Consider the following 23,094-nt stretch of genomic DNA (forward strand, 5'->3'; position numbering starts at 1 on the left):
GGCTAATCTTGAAGGAACGCTGGCCGATAACGCTCCTATACTGCTTTTGGCCAGCTAATTCAGGAATCCGACTTTTATGCGCAACAATCAACCCGTCACTGATCGCGAATATGTCCTGGCGGACGACCAACAACTGATTTCCTCGACTGACCGGAAAGGCCGTATTCAACATTGCAATCAGGCGTTTGTTGATGCCAGCGGTTTTTCCCGCGACGAACTGATTGGGCAGCCGCACAACCTGATCCGCCACCCCGATATGCCACCGGCCGCCTTTGAGAACATGTGGACCTACCTCAAGGCCGGCAGCCCCTGGATGGGCCTGGTGAAGAACCGGCGTAAAGACGGCGGGTATTACTGGGTCAACGCCTATGTGACGCCCATCACCAAAGGTGGCGAGGTGGTCGGTTATGAGTCAGTCCGGGTAAAACCCCAGCGCGAAGACATCGACCGGGCGTTTCGCATCTATCAGCGCATCAACGCTGGCAAATCAGGCATCGCCCCGCTTCGCCGATTCCGGGATGCGGCCGTTGCTCTGGGCCCTGCCGCAGTGTTGATTGCTGCGATGATTGCTCTGGGAGCCTACAGCGGGCAATGGCTGGCGGCACTGTCCGGTGCCGTCGCCATAGGCGCCGCGTCGCTCTACGGCCGCCAGGTCCAGAAGCAATCACTGGCAACCGTTGCCGGTAAACTGGAAGGCCGCTTCAACGATGCTCTGATCGCCAGCACCTATTCCGATGCATCGCTGTCGCTGGCCCGGGTGGAACTTGCCGCCAGTGTCACCAGTGCGCATCTCAATACCGTCCTGACCCGCATAGACGACGCCGCGCGTCAGGTCTTTCAGCAATCGCAAAAGGCGCACGAACTGGCGGGCCAGTCCGAACATGCCATCGACGAACTGCAAAGCGAAACCACCCAGATTGCGGCAGCCATCAATGAGATGACAGCAACCATTCATGAAGTGTCGGGTAATGTGCAGGTTACCGCCAACGAAGCCGATACCGCTCACGACCTGGCCGAAAAAGGCACCCGCACTGTTCAGCAAACGCGCGATGAAATACAACAGCTGGCGCAAGCCGTGCAGTCGATTGGCGCCACGGTCAGCGAAGTGGTTGCCCAGACCGATTCAATCTCCAAGGCGGCCGAGCTCATTCAGAGTGTGACCGACCAGACCAATCTTCTGGCACTGAACGCGGCGATTGAAGCTGCACGCGCCGGCGAACACGGCCGGGGATTTGCCGTCGTAGCCGATGAAGTACGCTCACTGGCCGTTCGTACCACCGAGACCACTCAACAGATCCAGAACATCATCGACAACCTGAAATCAAAAACCGGCGAAGCTGAATCGGCTGCAGACGCAGGCCGGCATATTGCCGAGCAGGGTGTCGCGCGAGTGGAAGAAGCCGACCAGGCGCTGCATGAGATTGCCAGCGCGGTCAGCCGCATTACCGAAATGACGCACCAGATGGCCACCTCCATCGAGGAACAGAGCCAGGTGTCTGAAGAGATCAACCAGCAACTGACCCGCATCAGTGGCCTGGCCGATCACAGCCTCGATCAGGCCCACAGCTCGGTCAGCGGTGCCCAGGCAATGAACGATCTGTCGACCGAGCTGCATGAACTGGTGGAATTGTTCAGACAGTAGCCCTTAAAACAAGCCGTTGTAGGTGACGCCCCACACCAGAAACACCCGGTTCAACGCGCCGGTATCCCGCACCAGCGGGCTATCGGCAGCGTCGCCCTGGTATTGGTTAACCGACGTCAGCCAAATCGTCGACCAGCGTTCCGTATGCTGGTAGGAGGCGATCAGACTGAGACTCAGATTCTTCAAACCCGCTTCGGGCTGATAGGCACCAACACCCATATCGGGCGTTGCCTCCACCCCAAAAAACGTCGTCATATGAGCCTCGGTTCCCCACTGACTGCCGAGTGAGCCAATCAGAGTCAATCGATCTGTCACCGGACTGACCCAGCCTACCGAGGGTGCAAAAACGGCCGTCTCATGGCCGCCCGGTAAGGTGGTCACCAGATCCGCCGATGCCGTCAGTATGCCTGGCAAAGGCACCCCGACAACCCGCCACGGAATGCCAGAGCCGATGCTGACGCCGACCTCCGCAGAGGCGGGTATGTCTGCCTGTTGTTGATATTTCGCCGGCAGTTCATCGCTCTCCCGCCCTCCTGAATATCGCACCAGCGGCCCCAGGCTCAGTGCCCGGGAAGGCACCAGGTCAGCCGCAAGGCCCGGGCCCCGGGTAGCCAGCCGGTAACCCTCGTACTCGACCGAAAAACTCGGCGCTGGCAGCGCTCGCCAGCCTTGCCCAAAGGGCTGCTCACTGGCCGTCACCCCAAGCCCCAGGCTGAATGCGTTATCCGCCAGGCTCGGGCCAGAGACCCCGAAACACCCCAAAACAACCAACACCTTTGCGGCCATGCGCATCGTTCACGGTTTCCTTATTCGTTCGTCGACAGTATCCGTACGGCAATCACCAGGCGGGGACGCTGCGTCCAGATTGCCTGAAGTCCGGGCATTAATCCCACACTCAATTCACCTTCTAGCCCGGACTAGCCTACCATTACGCAGGCGCCTTCATTTTGTACCATACCCGATTTCTAACCAGACTGATCAGTGGTCAAATCCACCCTTGGGTTTCGTAGCGACTGGCCGATAACGTATCATGCCAAAGGTGCCCGAAGTGTCGGGCGCCAGGACAGTTTCGCGAGGTTTTTATGAGCAGTAAGGCAAAGCATGCCCAAAAGTTACTCCTGTTTACACTGACGGGCCGTCAAACCTTTGCCATCGGCACCCTAAAAGTGCGGGAAATCATCCCAACTGCCAAGCTCACCAAAATGCCTCAGGACCACCCTTCGGTGCTGGGTGTGACGACCATCCGGGGTAAAACCATTCCGGTGATCGATATGGCCTATGCAGTCGGCTACCAGCCATTGTCGCCAGACGAAATCGCTTCCGCATCCATCATCATTACCGATTGCCAGCGCCGTGAAGTCGGCTTTCTGGTTCGAAAGATTGAACGCATTGTCGACACCAACTGGCGCGACATTAAAACGCCGCCCTCGATGCTGGGGCGCAATGCCTTCCTGACCGGCTTGCTGATCGATGAAAAACAGACCATTCAGTTGCTGGATGTCGAACTGTTGCTGTCGATTGTCTACCCGGCACCCGCTGACAAGAAGTTCACGGTACTGACCGACGTTCAGCGCGAGAAACTCAAACCACTGAACATTCTGCTGGTAGACGACTCCCACGTCGCCCGTCGGCAATTGTCTGATGCCCTCGATAACCTGAACATTACCTATCAGGTAACCAACAACGGCATGGAAGCGCTGGAGATTCTCAAAGCCGAAGCCAGCAAGGGCCACCCCATTGACCTTCTGGTCAGTGACATCGAGATGCCCGGCCTCGACGGCTACGAACTGGCCTTCAATATTCGCGACAATGCCGACCTGGCGGGCGCCTACATCATTCTGCACACCTCCCTGAACAGCGAAATGAGCGTCAGCTACGCCAATCAGGTGGGTGCCAATGAAGCCCTGACCAAATTTGACGCAGAAGAGTTGGTTATGGCCATGCTCCGGGGCGCAGAGTCGGTTCAAGCTTCATAAACCTCACTTCGGCAGTTGGCAAACCCGCACGCATCCACCATACTGTATGCATAAACAGTATTTGGAGGAGTCGTTATGTCTGTGCAACTGCTCGGTCGCTGCAATACAGGCCCGCAACTGAATCTGCCGCTTTTTGTCGAAGGCCAGTCCGTCGATGATGATGAAGGGCTCGATCACGATATACCGGGTATTGACCTGGCCAGCCTGTGCATCCGCAATCCGGAATCCAGCATCCTGGTCTCGGTACACAGCATGGCTATGGCCGAGGCTGGCATCATCGCGGGCGACACCCTGATCGTTGACCGCAGTGCCAGAGCCAGCCAGGGCGACATCATACTGGCCGGCTACAATGGTGAGCTGATGGTGCGGGAACTGCAACTGACTCCGAGCCCAAGGTTACTGCCAAGACACCCGGATTTTGACATTCTGGTGGTGCCGGAACATGAAACCCTTAGCCTGATTGGCAAAGTGAGCCACATTATTCGGTCACTGTAAGCCTATTGCGGCAATTGAAAGCAAATGCGATATCGACTAATATTCCAGCGGCGTCAAATACTGACTTTTCGCCAGACAGTCTTCTTATTTGTACTATATTATTTCGCGGCGAATTGAATTTGGTTTAACCGCTAATCCCAACGCCAACGCGGATACACCAGGGTTATTTGTGAACGTCTTTAAATGAGTCGCTTTACCGGGTTACTGCTCCCGCTTTAAAACCCTGTCGATTCAATGGCCTGTCATAAAAGCCATAACGCACATTTGATCCAGTCTGGCAAAGGCAACGGATATAGTCTGTTATTTCTGTTTTTTGCGTTAACCATTGCACTAAAAACCAGGGTGAACGACAGGCCCTTTACCCGACCCTGGCAATTACTGATGGCGCCACCCCCCAGTTTGAGCCTGTTTAGGCGATATGGGGTGTCACAAACATAAAGACTCAACGGGTTTGCCTGCAGATGGTCCGGCACTCCTATAACACTGTCACTATTGATATTAACCGTGAACATTGGAAGCCTATGACACAAACACACTCTGCTGTTCGCATCGACGCGCTAAACATTGATGCTGAAATTCAGAAATACGAATCTGAGCTTGAAAACCTGATTCGCCTAAAAGAAACCGCGCTGAAAAAAGAAGCCGGTTTTAACGCCTACATGGAATATCTGGCTACGCTGGAGCGCGAATACGGCATTACCGAAGAAGATTTGTTTTCCCGGCGCAGTGTGAAAATTGGTGACTGGATTACCAAAACCCTGGTTCGCCAAAAACAATCGGCTTTGTTAAAACGACTGGCCAGTTTTTTCGAAGAATATGCCAAAAAGCAGCCGAAAAAGGTAATTGGCAAAGGCCGTCCGCAGCCAGCAAAAGCGCTGGAGCCCGGTGTTTATCGTCACCCGATGAGCCTGGAGACGGTAGAAAAGAAAACCCGTGCGCCCAAATTGCTAAATACCTGGATACTCGAAAATGGGTTGGAAAAGGTACAAAGCTGGCGCGTCAGCGAATAACCAAAACCCCGCTGCACTCCTACGAATCCGGATCACCCGATGCTCGGTGTGATCCCGGGTTTGTTGCCCCCTTCATAGCCAACCTCTTGATTTCGATCAGTAAACTTCCAGTCTTCTGCTGATAGCCTACCCGTTCGGCCCGCTGCAAGGACCGCAAAACGCAAAGGCCACCCACATTGCACTTTCAAGAGGCACCACAATGACGTCGAAAGACAGCGACAGTGTATTCCAAAGCTATGGACGCGTTTGCAACAAAGACCGTTTTTTCGTCGATTTCTACGACCATTTTATGAGCAGCTCAGACGCCATTCGTGCGCAGTTTGTCGACACCGACATGAAACAACAGCGCCACCTGCTGCGAAACGGCATCATGCAACTGGTATTGCATGCCCGTGGCATGCCAGACACCAAGCTCAGAGCCCTCGGCAAAAGTCATGACCGTACCGGCTATAACATCAAACCGGAATGGTATGGCCTCTGGCTCGACGCCCTAATGCGCACCTTAAGAAAACACGATCCGGAATTTTCGGATGATCTTGAAACCAGCTGGCGCCGGGCGATAGAACCTGGTGTCCGTCTGATCAAAGAGGCCTACTAACCAGCCAGCCTAAGCCCCGCCAAATCCGGTAACTGGTTGAATCCGTTATCTTTTTGCTAAAAAAGGCTTGCACTGGAACCCGGTACAGGTATCATACGCCTCGTTCTTCAGGACTATAGCTCAGTTGGTTAGAGCGCTACCTTGACATGGTAGAGGTCCCCAGTTCGAATCTGGGTAGTCCTACCAAATTACATAACAAAAGAAGCCGCCCTTGGGTGGCTTTTTTTGTTATGTCAGGTGGGAAACCGGCTGCGAACTGGCAGTTCGACCCGAAAGCTCTACTCTCCGCGCTTTCGTCGAACCGTGACGGACTCGCCGCCAATTCCCCAATTGTCCGTCTCGACCTCCTCTATAACCACAACGGTCGTGGCCGGGTTCTTACCCAGCACATCGCGCAGTAATTCGGTGGTGCCCTGTATCAATTGCTGTTTCTGTTCGGCTGTAGCGCCTTCTCGAGTGATCTTGATATTGACATAAGGCATGGGGTTTCCTCGGTTAGTCGTTCAGATGCAACCACTGCTCGATTTGCGTATTCAGAGCCGCTTCATGAGTCAGCGGCGCCATATGACCGCCCGGTGTGTTCACCACCCTGGCCTCCGGCAACCAGTGTTTCAGTTGCTCTATCAGGGCACGAGCGCTGGACCGGGTTTGTTCGCCGTGCAGTAGCGTCAGCCGGTCAGCGATCGGTGCCAGAGCATCTGCGGTGAAAGTTGGGTGCATCAGCGCCTGAAAGTCGAGATCGACTTTCTTAACCTGGTGGGTAAACAGCTGCTGCAGCCGTTCGGGCATGGCATCAAAGGCACCCGGGCCATTCCAATACTCAATAAATCGCCGAGCCTGCGCCGTTGGATCTGAAGCGGTCGATGCATCGTCAAACACATGCAACACCGATTCAAGGTCCTTCAAACCTTCATGCCCATCCTCCAGAATGGAAAAACACACCGGTTCAAACAGCACCAGACGCTCTACCCGATCAGGATGTTTTTGCGCAAAGGCAAGGGCGACTGCGGCACCGTAGGAGTGCCCTACCAGCCTCACTGTTCCCTGAATCTGCTCCTGTTCCAGTATTGTTTCCAGCAACGCCACTTCATGCCACAGTGTAAATGACTGCATATGTTCAAGCGCAGGCATCGGCGTCTCGCCGTAACCGTATAAATCCATCGCCAGGCACTGAGCCCTGCCCCGTAGTCGGCGAATAAGATCACGCCACTGGCCCGATGAACTCAGTGAACTATGAAGCATTACTACCGTTGAGCCCTGCCCCACGCTTATAAAACCAGGCACATTGGAAATCCTTAATATTAAGATGTTTGGAGTTAGCAAATAGCGAGCGGCGGATACCGGGTATGGCTCTGCGGGGTAGTCCGCAGCATTGATGCTGCGGTCTAGGCTCCACGGACGGATTCACGCCGAGCGAGTGTCGCACCACCCGAGAGGCATACCCGGTAACCGGTGCGGATTCCAGCCAACGTTCAACATTCAACCTCGGAGCCTTCAGACTGATTTTAAATGTTCTTTGGCTTCCATCATCTCGTCGCGCAAGGCGGCCGCTTTTTCAAAGGCCATGTCTTTGGCCGCCCGGTGCATGTCGTCTTCCAGCCGGACGATCACTTTCGACAGTTCCGCCGCCGTCATGGTGGCGTAATCGCGTGCTTCAGCATCGATGCGCTCAACCTTCTTGCGATTGCGCGCTATCTTGCCTTTGCGCCCCGGCGCCACGGCCCCTTCGAGAATGTCCTGCACGTCTTTGACCAGCGCCTGAGGCGTAATACCTTCAGCCAGGTTGTGCGCAATCTGTTTTTCACGGCGCCGGTCGGTTTCGCCAATGGCGCGTTCCATTGAACCGGTCATTCTGTCGGCGTACAAAATCGCTTTACCGTTCAGGTTACGCGCCGCCCGGCCAATGGTTTGAATCAGGGATCGCTCGCTGCGCAAAAAGCCTTCCTTATCGGCATCCAGAATGGCCACCAGCGACACTTCGGGCATATCGAGACCTTCTCGCAGCAGGTTAATACCAACCAGCACATCAAATTCGCCCAGCCGCAAATCACGAATGATCTCCACCCGTTCAACGGTGTCGATGTCCGAGTGCAGGTAACGCACCTTGACGCCGTTTTCATTCAGGTAATCGGTTAAATCTTCCGCCATGCGCTTGGTCAGAGTGGTTACCAGAACGCGCTCGCCCACCGCTACCCGCAGATTGATTTCGTGCAACAGATCATCCACCTGGGTGGTTGCCGGGCGGATCTCAATAATCGGGTCAACCAGGCCCGTTGGTCGAACCAGTTGCTCAACAACCTGCTGGGTGTGTTCTTCCTCGTATTTACCCGGTGTGGCCGACACATAAATGCCCTGAGGCGCCAGTCGCTCCCATTCCTCAAACCGCATTGGCCGGTTGTCGAGTGCCGAAGGCAAACGAAACCCGTACTCAACCAGCGTCTCTTTGCGCGAGCGATCCCCTTTATACATGGCACCCAATTGCGGCAAGGTCGCGTGGGATTCATCGATAAACATCAGCGCGTCTTTGGGCAGGTATTCGTACAAAGTCGGTGGCGGATCACCCGGGTTGCGGCCAGAGAGATAGCGCGAGTAGTTTTCAATGCCGTTGCAGTAACCCAGCTCGCGCATCATTTCCAGATCGTACTTGGTGCGCTGCTCCAGCCTCTGGGCTTCGACCAGGCGGCGGTTATCCTCCAGTACCGTCAGTCGTTCCTTGAGTTCAACGTCAATTTTATCGACGGCCGCCAGTATGGTTTCCCGAGGCGTTACATAGTGGGTTTTCGGATACACCGTATAGCGGGTGAGCTTTTGCAATACTTCACCGGTGAGCGGATCAAACAGGCTGAGGTTTTCCACCTCGTCATCAAACAGTTCGATGCGCAATGCTTCCAGTTCCGATTCGGCCGGAAACACATCAATGATATCGCCCCGGACTCTATAGGTACCCCGACCAAACTCGATGTCATTTCGGCTGTATTGCAACTCTGCCAAACGGCGCAGCACCTGTCGCTGATCAACAGCATCGCCACGCTTCAGATGCAAAATCATTTTCAGGTAGGATTCGGGCGACCCCAGACCGTAGATGGCCGACACCGTCGCAACAATCAGTACATCGCGTCGCTCGAGCAAGGCTTTGGTGGCTGACAGCCGCATCTGTTCAATGTGTTCGTTCACCGACGCATCTTTATCAATAAAGGTATCGGAAGACGGCACGTAGGCTTCGGGCTGATAGTAGTCGTAATAGGAGACGAAATACTCGACGGCGTTTTCCGGGAAAAACTCCCGGAATTCGGAATATAATTGTGCTGCCAGCGTTTTATTGTGTGCCAGTACAATGGTCGGCCGTTGCACCGATTCAATGACCTTGGCCATGGTGTACGTCTTGCCGGAGCCAGTCACCCCGAGCAGGGTCTGAGCGGTCAGGCCGGCGTTCAAGCCGGTTACCAGTTGGTCGATCGCCTTGGGCTGATCTCCCGCTGGCTGGTACCTGGAATGAACTTTAAAGGGTTTCATGGGCATCACTGGGCTGGGAGCTTGGTTTACCGGGCGGGGAGCAGAGCCGGTTTACCTCTCTGCTCCCCGCCCGGTCAGATTACAATACGTCGACGATGGCGTCACAGACGGCATTGATATTGGCTTTCGACATGCCCGCAACATTTATGCGACCACTGCCGACCATATAAATGCCGTAGTCTTCACGCAATCGATTGACCTGATCGCCGGTCAGGCCGGAAAACGAAAACATGCCGTTCTGGCGCTGAATAAAGCTGAAATCGCGCTTCGCGCCCTTGGCTTTCAGGGTTGCAACCAGGGCATCACGCAGTTCATGAATGTGATCGCGCATGTCGGCCACTTCCTGAATCCACTCGGCACGCAAGGTGTCATCCTTGAGAATGGCAGCAACCACCTTGGCACCATGCGCCGGCGGGTTGGAATAATTCCCCCGAATGATGGATTTCACCTGGCTGAAGGCGCTGTCGGCGGTTTCTGCCGAGCTGGCCACCAATGTCATGGCACCAACACGTTCGTTGTACAGACCGAAATTTTTGGAAAACGAATTCGCGACTATCAATTCCGGAATACGATCGACAAAGGCGCGCAAACCGGCGGCGTCTTCGTCCATGCCCTTGCCGAAGCCCTGGTAGGCAAAGTCGAACAGAACGACAAAGCCCTTGCGCTTGGCCTGTTCGGCCAATTGATGCCATTGTTCACCCGTCGGGTCGATGCCTGTCGGGTTGTGGCAGCAGCCGTGGTACAGTACGGCGTCACCGGCATCAACCTGTTCCAGGTCGGCCAGCATGCCATCAAAATCGAGCCCTTGCTGTTCCGCATCGTAATACCGGTACTGACTGATACCGAGGCCAGCGCTTTCGAAAATATTGCCGTGGTTGGCCCAGGTTGGGTTGGACACGTGTATGCGGTTCACGCCCAACTGGCGTTTCATGAATTCGGCCGCCGTGCGCAAGGCACCAGTACCGCCGGGAGACTGTGCGGTGCGGGCTCGCTTCTCCAGGATCACCGGGCTGTCAGCCCCGAACAACAGAGCCTGAACCTGGCGGCCGTACTCAACGTCGCCCGATATGGCCAGGTAGCTCTTGGTGGTTTCGGAATTCACCAGCTCGGCTTCGGCCTTTTTAACCGTGTTCAGAATCGGTGTCTGCCCTGCATCGTTCATGAACACCCCAACGCCCAGATTAACCTTGTGCGGGCGCTTGTCGGCGGCAAAGGCGTCGTTTAACCCAAGAATGGGGTCGGCCGGGGCTGCTTGAACTCGTTCGAACATGACAGTCAGGATCCTTTTGTTATGTAGTCGTGAGGGTTGGGCTTGGTCACCACCGGTGACAGCCGATTATAACGCGGTGTCACAACCCCAGCCACGAAAAAACCGGGGCGCTGGATCAGTCACTACAACAACGAAAACACCTGCGTCTCTTTAGTAATTGGGCAGTCGAAGCGCATTTCAACCGCTTTCAATTTCAGGTTCTCGTGACTCTCGTTGTTTTTGCCATATCGCGGGTCGCCCATGACCGGGTGGCCAATGCTGTCGAGGTGCCGGCGAATCTGGTGTTTGTTCCGGGTTTTCGGCCAGACATCCAGTACCGACCGGTTCGGATGTGCTTCATAACGCTGTTTTCTAAACCGGGTCTGGGCTGGCTTACCGTCCAGCGGTGTATCAATATCCCCGTCTTCGGGCGCATCACCCGCCACTTCGACGCGAAATTGCTGGCTCACCGCATTGGGAGTGTCAAACAGCTCGGTTAACAGCGCCGCAGCCTTGCGGCTATGGGCGACAATGACCAGACCAGAGGCCGCGCTATCAAGGCGCTGTACGACAAACACTTCCCGGCGCGGTTTGAAGTAAAGCTCAACCAGCCGGATCAGCGATGCATGGTCGCCCCAGTCGGTTCCTTCAATCAGCAAGCCCGGCCCTTTATCCCAAACGCTGTAGTGCGTCAGGTCCTGAACCAGACGGGGCAATGGCGGTCGCAACGACAGCAGATCTTCATCATAAAAGACCTCCAGCCGATCGCCGATTTTGAGGTCGGTCATCGCCCGGCGCAGCCGCTGCCGGTTTTCTTTGGCATCAACGTGCCAGACCGCCCCCTTGTTCATCATGTCTTTCAGACGGGACTTCGACAACTCAATGTTATCGACCAGAAAATCGATGGCGATCAGCGAGTCGGTTGCCTCCACCTCGAGTACTACATCTATGCGCATAGCCGGTTTCCGTTGTCAGGTCGAACCAGCAGAAAACCGGACCGACCTCAGTATTTAAAAGCTGGGTAGCTTAAGATCTTCCAGCGCGTCTTCGGCGCGCCGGCGGGCTTCATCTTCGGCGCGGCGACGCTCGGCGTCGGCCGCATTGCTCAGACGGTCGCGCTCATCCAGCAGTTCCTGTTCCAGTGCGTCCAACCGGTCCATAACCTGCTGCTGGAACTCATCAGCCTGATCCCGGACTGCATCGCCCTGGGCTTCAATTTCATCAAACCGTGCCCGTAAGGGCGCTGTCAAGGTTTCCACTTCAGCATCCAGTCGCGCTCTTGTGGCCTCCAGCCAGCGGTTGTATTCCGCCTGCAAGGCGGCCGACAGTGCCGACCGGATCTGATTGTCCAGATCGGATGTCAGTTGCAGTTCAGGCGCATCAATGTCGCCGGTTACCCGAATGCCAATGTCGAACGCGGCTATGCTTTCAAGCGCATCGCCGAGCGTTGTTGCGATCCGGCCTTCACCGCGGGCTTCAAATTCTGAGCCGCTGAAGCTCAGCTCGATCAGGCCATCGACCTGATCACCGGTTACGGTGACTTCACCACCCAAATCAACCGTGCCTGGTGCCCAGTCGACATCGACACCCCCCAGGTCCAACGACCGTGGCGAGAACGCCAGGTCACGGCCAATCAACTCAAAGCGATCGACCGTGGTCGCTTGCCGGCGATCCAGCACCGCGTCAATGCGCATGGCTTCATCACCGGCTTCACCCCGCATTAACTGCAGTCGAACCGGCTCCCCGGTTAGGCGTTGCTGACCGGTTACCTGACTCATGGTCAGTGACCAGGGCCAGTTATCCGCCTCAAAGCTGATCAGCCCCTGGCGCAAAAGAAAGTTGGGCGTTGGGTTGGGTGTGTCGAACCGGACATAACGGCCATCCAGCCGGGCTGGCGCAGCTTCCTCTTGCTCGCCACCCGAAGGCGCCAGCCGGCGCAGCCAGGGAGCAGCCTGGGTGTAGTACTTACGGGCCTGATCGTATCGGTCGAAAATGGCATCACCAAGCAGCAACCGACCAGCCCGAACCGCCGAGGCCTGGTTCAGCGGGTAAGCTTCGCGCAACGCAGCCCAATCAGCAGCCGGTGCCGCTAACACGGCTTCAAGCGCTTCCTGGCTGTTACTAACGGCCGCATTCGCCGCCTGGCGCGCCGCGGCTACTGACAGTTGATCTTCCAGGGCCTGACGCTGCAATTCTTGCAGATCTGACCGGGCCGAACGAATCGCGTCCAGTGAGTTCAACGAGCGACCACGCAGGGCTTCAATGCGTTCATCGTATTGCTCAATGGAGTCATCGTCCGGAAGGTTAGTCAGGGCGCTGCCAACCTCAGAACGGGAACGCTCAAAGGTGGTGCTGGCCTGGTTTGTGGCTGACCGGGTTTGCGTCAATGCCTGATCGACCGCATCAGTCGGTTCCGGTAATTCCGCACGAACCGATTCAGCTCTGCTGGCGGCTGTATCGCGGGCTCTCTGAGCCACTCCAGGGCCCGAATCGCTGGTGTCGACCGGGACGATGCGCCCGGGCTCATCACGCTCGGTACCGCTGCTCAAGCCTGAGACAGTGAGATCATCAATGCTGATTTTGCCAAGAAACAACTTGGGCAGATCCATCGCCAGCCGGGCGGTACCCAGCTCAAACAGGTTGCGCTCAGGGTTTTCCTTATCGGTTACCTGGACGCCGCGAATATCAAACCCAAGCGGGCTGAGCGACAAATCCACCGAGGCGACGTTGACTTCCGCACCGTGAACCCGGGTACCGCCGGCCTCCAGAGCCGATTTAACCCAGTTATCCAGAAACAGGACGCCGATCACAATGATCAGTGACAGCACAACCACGAAAGCGATCAGGCCGCTCCATCGAAAAAGCTTCATCTGTGGCGCTCCTTAGCTCACTCGTTCGTACAGGGAATAGACTTTACTGGCCTTAACAATTTGCACCAGTTTCAGACGGTTCGCCCAAGGCATCAGCCGGGCTCGATACTGCACCACCCCGTAACGCATGATCAGCACTACAGGCATAAACAGCAGCACCGAAACCACGACGCTTGCGAGTGTGATCGTGTGATTGAACCTGATGATCTGCCAGACATCACTCTGGTACAGGGACGTCCAGGTCGCGGTCAGGCCGGGGTGCGTCAGCCAGGCGTAACCCCAGGCGTCAAAGGCCGGGTCCAGCAAGTAGGCAAACCCGGTGAACACCACCCAGAACACCAGAAAGGTGCCAAAATGCACCCGCAGAATGCAGGCCAGTAGTATGATCAGCAGGTTGTGCACCGACCACAGCGGCGTCAGCCCGATAATGAGCGCCAGCCCTACGGCAAAGGATAGTTGCCAGGGGCCGGCGTCTGAATTCAACGCTTTAAAAAATTTCAGAAACTGAGTCAGCATGGTGTCCCTCACGCATGGTTGTCTGGTAGCCAGTGTATAGCCCGGACGATGTTAACGACAGCCGTCAGAGTCTTTGGAATCACCCGGCCTGATTGGTCGGGTTATCCTGGCGCTCTTTTACCTTCAGCAACTTGTCGACAAGCCGGCTTGCGGCCACCATGCCGAAGCTGGCCGTTACCATCACGGAGGCACCGAAGCCCGTGGCACAATCAAGACGCCGGCTGCCGTCGTCGCCAGGCTTGGTGGCGCAGACATCTCCGTTGGCCTGGGGGTACAGCAGTTGCTGGGTCGAATAAACACAGTCTACGCCAAATTTTCGTTTCGGATTGCGACTGAATCCATATTCCCGGCGCAACAACTGCCGGGTACGGGCGGCCAGCGGGTCCTGCTCGGTGCGCGACAAGTCGGTCACCTGAATCTGCAGCGGATCTGTCTGACCACCCGCACCGCCGGTGGTGACCAGCGGAATTTTCTGCCGCTGGCAATGGTTGATCAGCGCCGCCTTGACGCGCACGCTGTCGATCGCGTCGAGCACAGCTGAGGGTCGGGGTGTCAGATGCGAGATCAAATTGTCCGGTGTCAGAAAGTCATGCCGGGTCTCGACCTCACAGTCTGGGTTAATATCGCGCAAGCGCTGGGCCAGCACATCCACCTTCATCTGGCCAACCGTGCTGCTCATGGCATGAGACTGACGGTTGGTGTTGGAGACACAGACGTCATCGAGATCGATCAGCGTCATGCGGCCGACGGCAGTGCGCACCAATGCCTCAGCAGCCCAGCTACCAACGCCACCCACACCCACAACAATCACATGCTGCTCACCGAGCCAACGGGTCTGGTCGATGCCATACAACCGCTCAGTACCCCCAAATCGTTCCGACGCCATTACTGGAATAACCCTCTTGATTACTGACAGAATAAATCGTGCCCACTCCCGCCCCAACTATGGGGCTGGCGGCGGAGTATAACAACTCAAGGTTCGGAGTTCGCCAGCAAAGCGCCAGCCGGTGCTTGCCACACGCCAGTACATCGGGCAGCATTTATTAACAAACTGTGCTCTTATCAGCCGTCAGGATCCCCTACCCCTCATGCCGTTTACTTTCGACACCATCGACCGCAGCGATACCCATGCCATCAAACACGAGTTGTACCGCAGCCAACCGGTACTGCCGATGTGGGTTGCCGATATGGATCTGGCCTCTCCGCCTTGCGTAACAGAAGCGCTTCAGTCCAGAGCCGCCCATCCTGTGTATGGCTACAGCCACCCCTGGCCGGGGCTGAACGAGGCCGTGGTTAACTGGTGCCAGCGCCAGTATCAATGGGCCATTGACCCGAGCTGGATCGTTTGGCTACCGGGCGTGGTACCGAGCTTTAATCTGGTTATAGACGCCTTTGCCCGGGGGGGCCGCGTGCTGGTGCAGGAACCCAATTATCCACCGCTGCGCAAAGCCGCCGAATTGCGTGGAGCCACCGCCGTTACATTGCCAGTGTCTGCCCGGTCGCCTGCCGGATGGGACTGGGCAACGCTGGAACAGGCGCTGGCAGACCCGGACTGTCATTTGATGATTCTGTGTAACCCGATGAACCCCCAGGGTCTGATGCTCGGCCACCGCGAATTACTGCGCCTGGCTGAGCTGTGCCGAGAGCACCAGGTCATGCTGTGTTCAGATGAGATTCATTGCGACCTGATTCTGGAACCGGGAGCGCGCCATTATCCGGCGGGTTCCCTGCCAGATATCGCCGACCAGAGCATTACGCTGATGGCGGCCAGTAAAACCTTTAATGTGGCGGGGCTGGGCTGTTCATTCGCCATTATTCCCAATGGCGACCTGCGCCGGAAATTGCAGAACACAGGTCAGGATGTGATGCCCCACCCCAATTTTATGGGGCTGCTAGCAACCGAAGCGGCTTTCAGTCACGGGCACGACTGGCTAATGGCGTTGCAGGCTCATTTAAAGGCGAACCGGGAAAGAGTGGCGTCTGTCATTGGCGAGCTGGACGGGCTGAACTACGAACCGGCGCCCGCTACCTTTCTGGCCTGGATTGAAAGCGACCTGGCGCCCGGCGAGGCCATGGCCCGCTTTAACGAATCCGGTATCATGCCAAGCGACGGTAAAGACTTCGGCGACCCGCGCAGTGTCAGGCTGAATTTTGGAACGGGTCGCGATACGCTTGATCTGGCGCTGGACCGCTTACACACCTACTGGCGCCAAAACAGGCACAGCTCGTCCCGGTAGACCTGGTTCAGCAAAGGCGTGGGACTGACACTCGGCTCTGTGCCGGGGTAGCGCTGCCACCGCCCCCGGCTGCCACGAAAATACAAGCGCCAGGTTGCATCGCGCCAGTGCAATAATGCCATAGGCAGTAACACGGTCTCTCCGGTTATCGGGTGGGGTTGCTGCTCCTGAATCAACAAGGCGGTTTTCTGGAATCGCCCGCGGAATGTCCCGGCAGACGACGATTCCTGCAGAAAGCGCCCAAGCGCGACCTGTGCCTGGCGATGCACGAATTCAGGGAGTCCGTCACTGACGACTAACGAGGTTTCCACAGAATGTCCTTTCAACACGACGATTTGCTGGCACTGGCACGCACGGAAATGCCCTTCGGTAAATATAGCGGAAAACCGCTGATCCGGTTGCCCGAAGAATATCTGCTCTGGTTTCAGAACAAAGGGTTCCCTCCCGGCAAGCTGGGCGAACTGATGGCCCTGGCACTGCTGATCAGATCCGAGGGGCTCGAATCCCTGATCGAACCGCTGATGCCCGGCAACCGTCGATGACCGAAACACTGAGCTGGTCGGGCGGTACCATTCCGGTAAGGCGCTCGAAGCGCAAGACAGTGGCGTTGCATGTGCGGGACGGTGCGCCCGAACTGCGCGCGCCCTGGCACCTGTCCGATACCGACCTGAAACGTTTTCTGATCGACCGCGAAGACTGGCTGAACAAGGCCTTGCACAGTCAGGCCGAGAAGCAATTACAAAAACCCGACTTTAGCCAACAAGACCACTGCCCGCTGATGGATGAGCAGTTAACGCTGAGGCTCCAACGCGGCGCACGGTCGCAGTGGCGCCGTGAGCAAAACCGGCTGACGCTGGTCGCACCAGTGCTGGACAAACCCCACGTTCACCACGTACTGGCCGACTTTTATAAAACCCAGGCCAAGTATTATTTGTTTAAAAAAACCCGGCAATTGGTGCTGGCTGAAGGCTGGGAAAATCGCCTAACCGATGTCTGCTTGCGCCGTACCAAAACCAAATGGGGGCACTGCACCGCTACCGGTCGCATACAGTACAACTGGCTGATCATGCTGGCACCGGAGCGTATTGTCGATTACCTGGTCGCCCACGAGACAGCGCACTTGCTGCACCCACACCACGGGGCAACATTCTGGGCCGAAGTGGGCAGACTGCACCCAGGCTGGCAGGCTGATCGACGCTGGCTGCACGACCATGGCCATCGCCTCTGGATATAACGCAAAAACCAGCGCCCGGTTACAACCGATAACGCCGAATCAGCTCGCTCAACTGTTGCGCCATTTCATCAATGCGTTGTATGCCGGCGACCAGGTGCTGAGTCTCAGAGGCGTTCGCTTCCGACAGATCGCTGATGCGCACCACATTGGTGTTCATGTCTTCTGCCACCTTGCTTTGCTCTTCAGAGGTCGTGGCAATCAACTCGTTCATGGATGAAATCGCCGATACTGAATCCAGAATGTGCTGCAGCCCTTCGCCAATGGCGACAATGGTTTCTCCGTTACTGCGCACCACCTCGACGCTGTCACGGGCGGAGCTGGCGGCAGCGTCACTGCGCGTTTGCAGCGAGCGGATAACACTCTCGATTTCCTGAGTGGATTGTGAGGTCTTCACCGACAGGTTGCGAACTTCATCAGCTACGACGGCAAATCCCCGCCCCTGCTCCCCTGCACGCGCCGCTTCAATGGCAGCATTCAATGCCAGCAGATTCGTTTGTTCAGCGATGTCGTTAATGGTTTTGACGACGGTGCTAATGGCGTCGGACTGATCCTTCAATTCCAGAATATTGTCCGACAGGGTGCTCATCTGCCCCTGCATGGCCCGGGCAGAGCCAATAGCCTGCTCAATGTCCTGACGAGAATGACCGGCGTGCTGGTTGGCATCCTGGGCGCGGTGCGAGGTTTCTTCGGCGTTCTGTGCCACTTCGCGAATGGTCGCTGACATTTCCGTCATCGCCGTGGCAACCTGCTGCGTCTCTTCCGACTGGGCCTGGGAGCGCTCTGCGTAATTGCGACTGGCCGCGTTGAATTCACCGGACATGTTGTGTAACTCGGTCACCAGCTGCGAGACCTGCCCCAGCGTATCGGTCAGGCTCTGGGCCAAATGATTGAAATGCCGGGCCAGTTCACCAAATTCGTCTTTGGCATCTGCCTGAGCCCGAACGCTGAGGTCACCCTGTGCCACCGCGGCAAACGAACTGAGCAGGTTACTCATGCCTCGCCGCAATACCCCGCCCAGTGACCAGGCCACCCCCAGAAACACGATCAGGGATACCGCTGCAATGGCTGCAATCACATTGAGCACGGTGGACTGAACTGACTGAATCTGACCGTCGACGGTGGTAATGATGTGTTCAATCACCGCATCGGCATTGGGCTTGTAGGCATCCCAGGCGTCGATGGCCTGCTCCAGTTCTGGTGTAACCTCCTCGCCGGGCGGGTGAGCAACAACCAGCGTCCGCAATCGTTCCAGCCGGCTGACGATTTCATTGATCGGGCCGACCACCCGCTGATCTTCCTGGAAGGGCCCCTGACTTGTGGCGGCAGCCAGGCGCTCGGCTGTATTGCGCGCCTGTGCCTCGTAGCGATCTACCGACGCCTGATCGCCACTGTAAACCGCAACCTGCAGCTCCTTGGCCGCTACCCGCATGTCGTTGTACACCTGAATGGCGGGAATCAGGCTGCCGGAATAATAGTTGGCAAGACTGGCGACGACCCGGGACCCAATAAACCCTGCCAGTGCTACAACGCACAACAGAATGAACAAACCAGAGAGGGACAACCGGATACGGGATTGAATCGTCATGGGCGACTTCCTTTAATCATTAATACGACCATTGATTACTTGCGCACCAATAGCCATCTAGCAATGATAATCGGCGGGTAATCGGGTGACTTTAATCAAAGTAGTCGCTTGACGGAAAGCTGTCAGGGTGCCGCCGGCAAGACCAGTCGAAAGCGGGCACCGCCCAGCGGGCTGTCGTCGATGCGCAGCGAAACGCCGTAACTGCCCAGAATATCGGTCACCATACTCAGGCCTATGCCCTGCCCCGGCTGCAAGGTATCGAGCCGCTGACCCCGGTCAAGCACGGCCCGGCGCCGTTCGAGGTCAATCCCCGGGCCATCGTCATCGATGTCGACCACCCAGCAATCAGGGAAATCAGGCTGGCGTGTCACCGAAACGGTGATGACCGAGCGGGCGTATTTGAAGCCGTTTTCCAGCAGGTTGCCGAAGACTTCCAGCACATCGTTGACGTCCATGGCCAGTGTCCATTCCTGATCGGGCTCGGGCAAATCCAGCACTTTGTCTTCGTGATGAAAGGCCTTGCCCAGCGCACGACCAAGCCGGTCGAGGCTCTGATTCAGGGAACTTCTCTGGCCAAGCACCGGCCCCTGCCGGGTTTCCGTGACAGCCCGTTGTAATTGGTAGCGCACGATCTGATCCATGCGATGCACCTGTTCGTGCAACTCCCGGCTATCGGCCGGCTCCAGCGTTCGAATCACTGCCAGTGGTGTTTTCAGGCTGTGGGCCAGGTCGGCCATGGCGGTGCGGTAGCGTTCGCGCTGGCTTTGCTCGGCATCCAGCAGGCGATTGAGGTTATCCGTCAGCGGCTGCAGTTCACTCGGGTAGCGCCCCTGCAAACGACCTTGCTCGCCGGTGCGGATTTTCTGAAGGTTTTGAGCTAACTGATGCAGGGGCCTTAGCCCCCAGCGGGCGACCAGCCAGAGCGCAATCAGCAAGGCCAGGGTGACTGCGGCCAGTCCGCCCCATAATTGTTGCCGAAAGGTTTGAATAATCTGATTCAGGGGCGCAGCGGTCTCCAGCACCCAGAATTCATAGCGTTGTTCGCGCCCGTCTGCCGCTTCCCACAGCACCGCGTAGCGTTCAAAGATATAGTCGCCCCGAAATCCGAAGTCTTCCTGCCCGATGTTGATGTTGGCCTGGGCAACGACCCAGTCGATCTGATCAAACCACTGGCTCGACAGGCTCTGCCAGACCACCTGGCGCTGTTCATCCAACACCAGGGCTACCAGCCCCGACTCGGGAGAGTTATACCGTTCTTCAGCGAGGTAGGCAGGGAGCCAGAGGCCATCGGCTTGATATTCAGATTCGGCCAGTAACGTCAGAATGCGCAAAAACAGGCGCTCCGACTGGCCCGACATCTGGCTGCGTTCAAACGCCCGGTCCAGGGCGACACCGGTCACGCCCAGAAACACTAGAAGCACCAGGCTCGCCGACACCAGCAAACGGCGACGCAGTGAAAACGTTGCTCCGGGTCTGGTGCTGCGTGGTGGGAACACAGACATTAGCCGGTCATTCAGCCACGGCGTCCGCGTTGAATCGATATCCCATACCCCGCTGGGTCGTGATGGGGTTGCGCTCGTTATCGGGATCCAGCTTCTTGCGCAGGCGGCGAATAAACACCTCGATGACGTTGCTGTCCCGATCAAAATCCTGCTCGTACAGATGATTGGTCAACTCAGTTTTGGAGACGACTTTTTGCCGGTGCATCATCAGGTATTCCAGGGTGTTGTACTCATAGCTGGTCAACTCGACATCCCGGCCATCGACTCGCACCCGGCGCGAAGCGGTGTCCAGTTCGTAGGGGCCGACCGTCAATGTAGCGGTCGCCATGCCCACGCTGCGGCGCAACAGTGCCTTAACCCGCGCCAGCAACTCGGCGAATACAAACGGCTTGGCCAGGTAATCATCGGCACCGGCTTCCAGGCCGGCGACTTTGTCCTGCCAGTGGCCGCGCGCCGTTAATATCAGTACCGGGTACTGTTTGTCGGCGGCGCGCAACTGGCGGATCAGTTCGATGCCATCCAGCCCGGGCAAGCCGAGGTCGATGATGGCGACGTCGTAGTCGTTCTCAGTCGCCTGAAACAAGCCGTCGTTGCCATCGGCCGAGGTGTCGACCGCAAAGCCTTCTTTTTTGAATCCGCCGTGCAGGTGTTCGCGTAACCCGGCTTCATCTTCAACGATCAAGAGTTTCATTCACTTCCTCCAGCACCGCCGGATTGGTCGGCATGCCCGATGTTCGATTCAAATCCACGGTTCGGACCCGGCCACCATCGAGCAGCAAGCGCAGTCGATAAGCCCAGTCGTTCCCGGCACTGACTCTGTCTACCTTGACCACCCGGCCGTCAAACAGGCATTCGGCGGCTTGCACTACCTGACGCTCTGTCGACAGAGGCAGGCGTTCGCCGGTACAGGGGTGAGCGCCACTCTCAGCCCGGGCAGCACCCGAGGTCATCAGCATCAACAGAATTCCGGCGCTGATTCCCAGGCGCCTGAGGCGCACCGCAGCATTGCTTGACATGAACGTGCCTCTTTAATTAACGGGGCGTCACCTCCACAGCAAGCTCGACGTAGCGTCCGGGGTGACGGTCCATAAAGGTCATGAATTCGCGACCATTGTACCGGTAGCGCACTTCATAGCCTACCAGATCACTGCGCCGGTGACGGTATTCCACTTCGCACTCGCGCTCGGTCCGGTAACGAACCGTGGTTTCACCACGACCGCCCAGTTCGTGCCCAATCGCACCGCCGATGATACCCCCGGCAATGGCCCCGAATACCTGGGATTCCGGAGAGTTGCCGCTGTGCGAACCGACCGTGGCACCCACGGCACCGCCAATGAGGGTTGCGGCCGGGTTACCGCTGCGATGGCTGCGGCTGACCTCCACATCGCGCGTACGGCAAATTTCATAGCGGTGATCGCTGTTGCCCCGGCTCTGCTCGCGGTAGTAGTAGGTTTCATAGACTGGCTCCACCTGCACTACCCGGCCTTCAGCAAAAAACTGCTGACGATCACCGCGGTAGCGGTGGTCATCGTGATCGGCCACAGCCAGACCGGATGTCGCCATGCCAATGACCAGTGCCAGACCCATTACTTTGTTCATACTGTGGCTCCTTTATACGTTGCCATCGTTATTGCCATGGACCCACCTTACCGGCTCTGGCTGAACCATGCCTGAACCCCCTGATCCCGTTTCCCGATCAAAGTATTTCATGCCCGCTAAAAAGCGCCACCATATTGACTGTAAGGCTCGCATACACTCGCGCCAGACGCGGCAAGGGCTGGCGCTGAGTGTCCACAAAAACTGTGGATATCTTTGTGAACAACCCCATTTGAACCGCCCCTAGCCACCATTACTCAGGGACCTCAACAAATTGATCATTTTTTAACCAACTAAATAAACTCTTTATTTTTCAATAGGTTATAAAGTTTTCTTAACGAGTTCCGCACTATTTCTTGGTCGCGTACTGGAAATGGGGGGCTGCAAGAGTTGGTTTTCACGATTGGGGATATATCGCCTAAACCCTTTTTCAAAAGTCATCAAGATGCGCCGACTTCTTATGTTGTATCTTTTTGTAAATTGTCACCCAAATGTCGTTTAAGTGTGCATTACCGGCGTCCATTGCCAGCTGTTTAGGGGCTAATCGACGGGCCAAAAAAAAGCCGACCTTAGGCCGGCTGGTTCAACCATTAAATCTTATTCGCTGGCTTCACGCCACTGAGCGACTTCTTCAATGCCAAACGCTTCGATCCACTCATCCAGTGTTTTGGGGTTACGGCGCTTCTTCTCGATGCGCTCGCCCGTATTCGGATGCACATATACACCGATCTCCAGCTTCGGACCGGTCGATTTGGCGGCTTTGGCGGCCTTGCGTGAGCCCTTGCTGCCACCCTGGCGCGCGAAGTAGCTTTGCAGCTCCTCAAAGAAAGCAGGCTTGTCAGCTTTCTTGCCATGGGCTTTCAACCAGTCGACGATGGCCTTGGCACGAACATCAAAAATATCGTACTCGGAAATGCCATACTCATCGAAGAGGTTCCGCACTTGCTCATGGTAAAGGTCATACCCTTCCTGGCGCTTGGACTGCGCTTCCTTTAACTGGCGCAGTTCTTCGATTTTCTCTTCGTGTTCTTTGATCTTCAGATCCAGATCCTGGTCAAACATGCTGAGCTC

At 56.6% G+C, this 23,094-nt stretch carries 24 protein-coding genes and 1 tRNA gene; 9 read left to right on the forward strand and 16 right to left on the reverse strand.

Annotation, left to right across the window (positions count from 1 at the left end; all coding sequences use genetic code 11):
- Positions 1-76: 76 nt before the first annotated feature.
- Positions 77-1,642, forward strand: a complete 1,566-nt coding sequence (locus tag ACHUE7_RS08540; protein ID WP_394169593.1) for a methyl-accepting chemotaxis protein — start codon at positions 77-79, stop codon at positions 1,640-1,642.
- Between the two features lie 3 nt (positions 1,643-1,645).
- Here the strand turns inward: ACHUE7_RS08540 and ACHUE7_RS08545 are convergent, their stop codons facing one another.
- Positions 1,646-2,434, reverse strand: coding sequence for a MipA/OmpV family protein (locus ACHUE7_RS08545; RefSeq protein WP_394169594.1), 789 nt, complete (start codon positions 2,432-2,434; stop codon positions 1,646-1,648).
- 290 nt (positions 2,435-2,724) lie between these two features.
- On the opposite strand from ACHUE7_RS08545, the gene ACHUE7_RS08550 reads away from it, so the two are divergent.
- The 5 genes from ACHUE7_RS08550 to ACHUE7_RS08570 all read left to right on the forward strand — a co-directional run bounded on the left by ACHUE7_RS08550 (position 2,725) and on the right by ACHUE7_RS08570 (position 5,907).
- A complete protein-coding gene (locus ACHUE7_RS08550) occupies positions 2,725-3,618 on the forward strand; it encodes a chemotaxis protein (RefSeq protein WP_394169595.1) in 894 nt (297 codons plus the stop codon).
- Positions 3,619-3,693: 75 nt separating this feature from the next.
- Positions 3,694-4,113, forward strand: coding sequence for a S24 family peptidase (locus ACHUE7_RS08555; RefSeq protein ID WP_394169596.1), 420 nt, complete (start codon positions 3,694-3,696; stop codon positions 4,111-4,113).
- Positions 4,114-4,634: 521 nt separating this feature from the next.
- On the forward strand, positions 4,635-5,123 hold the full coding sequence (locus tag ACHUE7_RS08560) for a hypothetical protein (RefSeq protein ID WP_394169597.1): 489 nt from the start codon (positions 4,635-4,637) through the stop codon (positions 5,121-5,123).
- 199 nt (positions 5,124-5,322) lie between these two features.
- Positions 5,323-5,721 carry a globin gene (locus ACHUE7_RS08565; RefSeq protein ID WP_394169598.1) on the forward strand — a complete coding sequence of 133 codons (399 nt, stop codon included), beginning with the start codon at positions 5,323-5,325 and terminating at the stop codon, positions 5,719-5,721.
- Between the two features lie 109 nt (positions 5,722-5,830).
- Positions 5,831-5,907: transfer RNA gene (locus ACHUE7_RS08570), tRNA-Val, on the forward strand.
- Between the two features lie 92 nt (positions 5,908-5,999).
- Here the strand turns inward: ACHUE7_RS08570 and ACHUE7_RS08575 are convergent.
- The 8 genes from ACHUE7_RS08575 to tcdA all read right to left on the reverse strand — a co-directional run bounded on the left by ACHUE7_RS08575 (position 6,000) and on the right by tcdA (position 14,755).
- The gene (locus ACHUE7_RS08575) at positions 6,000-6,203 is read right to left on the reverse strand and encodes a 2-hydroxymuconate tautomerase family protein (RefSeq protein ID WP_394169599.1); all 204 of its coding nucleotides are present in this window, start codon (positions 6,201-6,203) and stop codon (positions 6,000-6,002) included.
- A gap of 13 nt (positions 6,204-6,216) precedes the next feature.
- Positions 6,217-6,963, reverse strand: a complete 747-nt coding sequence (locus ACHUE7_RS08580) for an alpha/beta fold hydrolase (RefSeq protein ID WP_394169600.1) — start codon at positions 6,961-6,963, stop codon at positions 6,217-6,219.
- Positions 6,964-7,215: 252 nt separating this feature from the next.
- Entirely contained in the window at positions 7,216-9,234 is a 2,019-nt protein-coding gene (uvrB, locus tag ACHUE7_RS08585) for an excinuclease ABC subunit UvrB (RefSeq protein ID WP_348475562.1), read from the reverse strand.
- A gap of 79 nt (positions 9,235-9,313) precedes the next feature.
- A complete protein-coding gene (locus tag ACHUE7_RS08590) occupies positions 9,314-10,504 on the reverse strand; it encodes an amino acid aminotransferase (protein WP_394169601.1) in 1,191 nt (396 codons plus the stop codon).
- A 122-nt stretch (positions 10,505-10,626) separates the two neighbouring features.
- Positions 10,627-11,439 carry a pseudouridine synthase gene (locus ACHUE7_RS08595; RefSeq protein ID WP_394169602.1) on the reverse strand — a complete coding sequence of 271 codons (813 nt, stop codon included), beginning with the start codon at positions 11,437-11,439 and terminating at the stop codon, positions 10,627-10,629.
- A gap of 54 nt (positions 11,440-11,493) precedes the next feature.
- Entirely contained in the window at positions 11,494-13,353 is a 1,860-nt protein-coding gene (locus ACHUE7_RS08600; RefSeq protein ID WP_394169603.1) for a TIGR03545 family protein, read from the reverse strand.
- Between the two features lie 12 nt (positions 13,354-13,365).
- Complete coding sequence (locus ACHUE7_RS08605; protein WP_394169604.1) at positions 13,366-13,869, reverse strand: TIGR03546 family protein; 504 nt, start codon at positions 13,867-13,869, stop codon at positions 13,366-13,368.
- 79 nt (positions 13,870-13,948) lie between these two features.
- Positions 13,949-14,755, reverse strand: coding sequence for a tRNA cyclic N6-threonylcarbamoyladenosine(37) synthase TcdA (tcdA, locus tag ACHUE7_RS08610; protein WP_394169605.1), 807 nt, complete (start codon positions 14,753-14,755; stop codon positions 13,949-13,951).
- A gap of 202 nt (positions 14,756-14,957) precedes the next feature.
- On the opposite strand from tcdA, the gene ACHUE7_RS08615 reads away from it, so the two are divergent.
- Positions 14,958-16,106 carry a MalY/PatB family protein gene (locus tag ACHUE7_RS08615; protein WP_394169606.1) on the forward strand — a complete coding sequence of 383 codons (1,149 nt, stop codon included), beginning with the start codon at positions 14,958-14,960 and terminating at the stop codon, positions 16,104-16,106.
- Here ACHUE7_RS08615 and ACHUE7_RS08620 read toward each other — a convergent pair.
- Positions 16,070-16,417, reverse strand: a complete 348-nt coding sequence (locus ACHUE7_RS08620; protein ID WP_394169607.1) for a DUF3024 domain-containing protein — start codon at positions 16,415-16,417, stop codon at positions 16,070-16,072. The genes ACHUE7_RS08615 and ACHUE7_RS08620 overlap by 37 nt on opposite strands.
- A 3-nt stretch (positions 16,418-16,420) precedes the next feature.
- Between ACHUE7_RS08620 and ACHUE7_RS08625 the strand changes: the two genes are divergently transcribed.
- Together ACHUE7_RS08625 and ACHUE7_RS08630 are read left to right on the forward strand one after the other, a co-directional pair.
- On the forward strand, positions 16,421-16,648 hold the full coding sequence (locus tag ACHUE7_RS08625; RefSeq protein ID WP_127555093.1) for a DUF3820 family protein: 228 nt from the start codon (positions 16,421-16,423) through the stop codon (positions 16,646-16,648).
- On the forward strand, positions 16,645-17,340 hold the full coding sequence (locus tag ACHUE7_RS08630; protein WP_394169608.1) for a M48 family metallopeptidase: 696 nt from the start codon (positions 16,645-16,647) through the stop codon (positions 17,338-17,340). The genes ACHUE7_RS08625 and ACHUE7_RS08630 overlap by 4 nt, the downstream gene beginning before the upstream one ends.
- A 19-nt stretch (positions 17,341-17,359) precedes the next feature.
- On the opposite strand, the gene ACHUE7_RS08635 is transcribed toward ACHUE7_RS08630, so the two are convergent.
- The 6 genes from ACHUE7_RS08635 to ACHUE7_RS08660 form a co-directional block, all read right to left on the reverse strand.
- The gene (locus ACHUE7_RS08635) at positions 17,360-18,925 is read right to left on the reverse strand and encodes a methyl-accepting chemotaxis protein (protein ID WP_394169609.1); all 1,566 of its coding nucleotides are present in this window, start codon (positions 18,923-18,925) and stop codon (positions 17,360-17,362) included.
- A 122-nt stretch (positions 18,926-19,047) separates the two neighbouring features.
- Positions 19,048-20,427, reverse strand: coding sequence for an ATP-binding protein (locus ACHUE7_RS08640; RefSeq protein ID WP_394169610.1), 1,380 nt, complete (start codon positions 20,425-20,427; stop codon positions 19,048-19,050).
- A 7-nt stretch (positions 20,428-20,434) separates the two neighbouring features.
- Positions 20,435-21,118, reverse strand: coding sequence for a response regulator transcription factor (locus tag ACHUE7_RS08645; protein WP_127555089.1), 684 nt, complete (start codon positions 21,116-21,118; stop codon positions 20,435-20,437).
- Positions 21,099-21,443 carry a PepSY domain-containing protein gene (locus ACHUE7_RS08650; RefSeq protein ID WP_394169611.1) on the reverse strand — a complete coding sequence of 115 codons (345 nt, stop codon included), beginning with the start codon at positions 21,441-21,443 and terminating at the stop codon, positions 21,099-21,101. The genes ACHUE7_RS08645 and ACHUE7_RS08650 overlap by 20 nt, the downstream gene beginning before the upstream one ends.
- Before the next feature lie 16 nt (positions 21,444-21,459).
- Positions 21,460-22,026 carry a glycine zipper 2TM domain-containing protein gene (locus tag ACHUE7_RS08655; RefSeq protein WP_394169612.1) on the reverse strand — a complete coding sequence of 189 codons (567 nt, stop codon included), beginning with the start codon at positions 22,024-22,026 and terminating at the stop codon, positions 21,460-21,462.
- A gap of 594 nt (positions 22,027-22,620) precedes the next feature.
- On the reverse strand, positions 22,621-23,085 hold the full coding sequence (locus ACHUE7_RS08660; protein ID WP_394169613.1) for a DNA binding protein: 465 nt from the start codon (positions 23,083-23,085) through the stop codon (positions 22,621-22,623).
- Positions 23,086-23,094: the final 9 nt, after the last annotated feature.

This window comes from Saccharospirillum alexandrii (assembly GCF_043641555.1).
Lineage (GTDB): Bacteria > Pseudomonadota > Gammaproteobacteria > Pseudomonadales > Natronospirillaceae > Saccharospirillum > Saccharospirillum alexandrii_A.

What these genes read in the sequence shown, in the direction of transcription:
- ACHUE7_RS08540 (WP_394169593.1), top strand. Translation starts at nt 77, where the DNA reads ATGCGCAACAATCAACCCGTCACTGATCGCGAATATGTCCTGGCGGAC.
- ACHUE7_RS08545 (WP_394169594.1), bottom strand. Translation starts at nt 2,434, where the DNA reads ATGCGCATGGCCGCAAAGGTGTTGGTTGTTTTGGGGTGTTTCGGGGTC.
- ACHUE7_RS08550 (WP_394169595.1), top strand. Translation starts at nt 2,725, where the DNA reads ATGAGCAGTAAGGCAAAGCATGCCCAAAAGTTACTCCTGTTTACACTG.
- ACHUE7_RS08555 (WP_394169596.1), top strand. Translation starts at nt 3,694, where the DNA reads ATGTCTGTGCAACTGCTCGGTCGCTGCAATACAGGCCCGCAACTGAAT.
- ACHUE7_RS08560 (WP_394169597.1), top strand. Translation starts at nt 4,635, where the DNA reads ATGACACAAACACACTCTGCTGTTCGCATCGACGCGCTAAACATTGAT.
- ACHUE7_RS08565 (WP_394169598.1), top strand. Translation starts at nt 5,323, where the DNA reads ATGACGTCGAAAGACAGCGACAGTGTATTCCAAAGCTATGGACGCGTT.
- ACHUE7_RS08575 (WP_394169599.1), bottom strand. Translation starts at nt 6,203, where the DNA reads ATGCCTTATGTCAATATCAAGATCACTCGAGAAGGCGCTACAGCCGAA.
- ACHUE7_RS08580 (WP_394169600.1), bottom strand. Translation starts at nt 6,963, where the DNA reads ATGCTTCATAGTTCACTGAGTTCATCGGGCCAGTGGCGTGATCTTATT.
- uvrB (WP_348475562.1), bottom strand. Translation starts at nt 9,234, where the DNA reads ATGAAACCCTTTAAAGTTCATTCCAGGTACCAGCCAGCGGGAGATCAG.
- ACHUE7_RS08590 (WP_394169601.1), bottom strand. Translation starts at nt 10,504, where the DNA reads ATGTTCGAACGAGTTCAAGCAGCCCCGGCCGACCCCATTCTTGGGTTA.
- ACHUE7_RS08595 (WP_394169602.1), bottom strand. Translation starts at nt 11,439, where the DNA reads ATGCGCATAGATGTAGTACTCGAGGTGGAGGCAACCGACTCGCTGATC.
- ACHUE7_RS08600 (WP_394169603.1), bottom strand. Translation starts at nt 13,353, where the DNA reads ATGAAGCTTTTTCGATGGAGCGGCCTGATCGCTTTCGTGGTTGTGCTG.
- ACHUE7_RS08605 (WP_394169604.1), bottom strand. Translation starts at nt 13,869, where the DNA reads ATGCTGACTCAGTTTCTGAAATTTTTTAAAGCGTTGAATTCAGACGCC.
- tcdA (WP_394169605.1), bottom strand. Translation starts at nt 14,755, where the DNA reads ATGGCGTCGGAACGATTTGGGGGTACTGAGCGGTTGTATGGCATCGAC.
- ACHUE7_RS08615 (WP_394169606.1), top strand. Translation starts at nt 14,958, where the DNA reads ATGCCGTTTACTTTCGACACCATCGACCGCAGCGATACCCATGCCATC.
- ACHUE7_RS08625 (WP_127555093.1), top strand. Translation starts at nt 16,421, where the DNA reads ATGTCCTTTCAACACGACGATTTGCTGGCACTGGCACGCACGGAAATG.
- ACHUE7_RS08630 (WP_394169608.1), top strand. Translation starts at nt 16,645, where the DNA reads ATGACCGAAACACTGAGCTGGTCGGGCGGTACCATTCCGGTAAGGCGC.
- ACHUE7_RS08635 (WP_394169609.1), bottom strand. Translation starts at nt 18,925, where the DNA reads ATGACGATTCAATCCCGTATCCGGTTGTCCCTCTCTGGTTTGTTCATT.
- ACHUE7_RS08640 (WP_394169610.1), bottom strand. Translation starts at nt 20,427, where the DNA reads ATGTCTGTGTTCCCACCACGCAGCACCAGACCCGGAGCAACGTTTTCA.
- ACHUE7_RS08645 (WP_127555089.1), bottom strand. Translation starts at nt 21,118, where the DNA reads ATGAAACTCTTGATCGTTGAAGATGAAGCCGGGTTACGCGAACACCTG.
- ACHUE7_RS08650 (WP_394169611.1), bottom strand. Translation starts at nt 21,443, where the DNA reads ATGTCAAGCAATGCTGCGGTGCGCCTCAGGCGCCTGGGAATCAGCGCC.
- ACHUE7_RS08655 (WP_394169612.1), bottom strand. Translation starts at nt 22,026, where the DNA reads ATGAACAAAGTAATGGGTCTGGCACTGGTCATTGGCATGGCGACATCC.
- ACHUE7_RS08660 (WP_394169613.1), bottom strand. Translation starts at nt 23,085, where the DNA reads ATGTTTGACCAGGATCTGGATCTGAAGATCAAAGAACACGAAGAGAAA.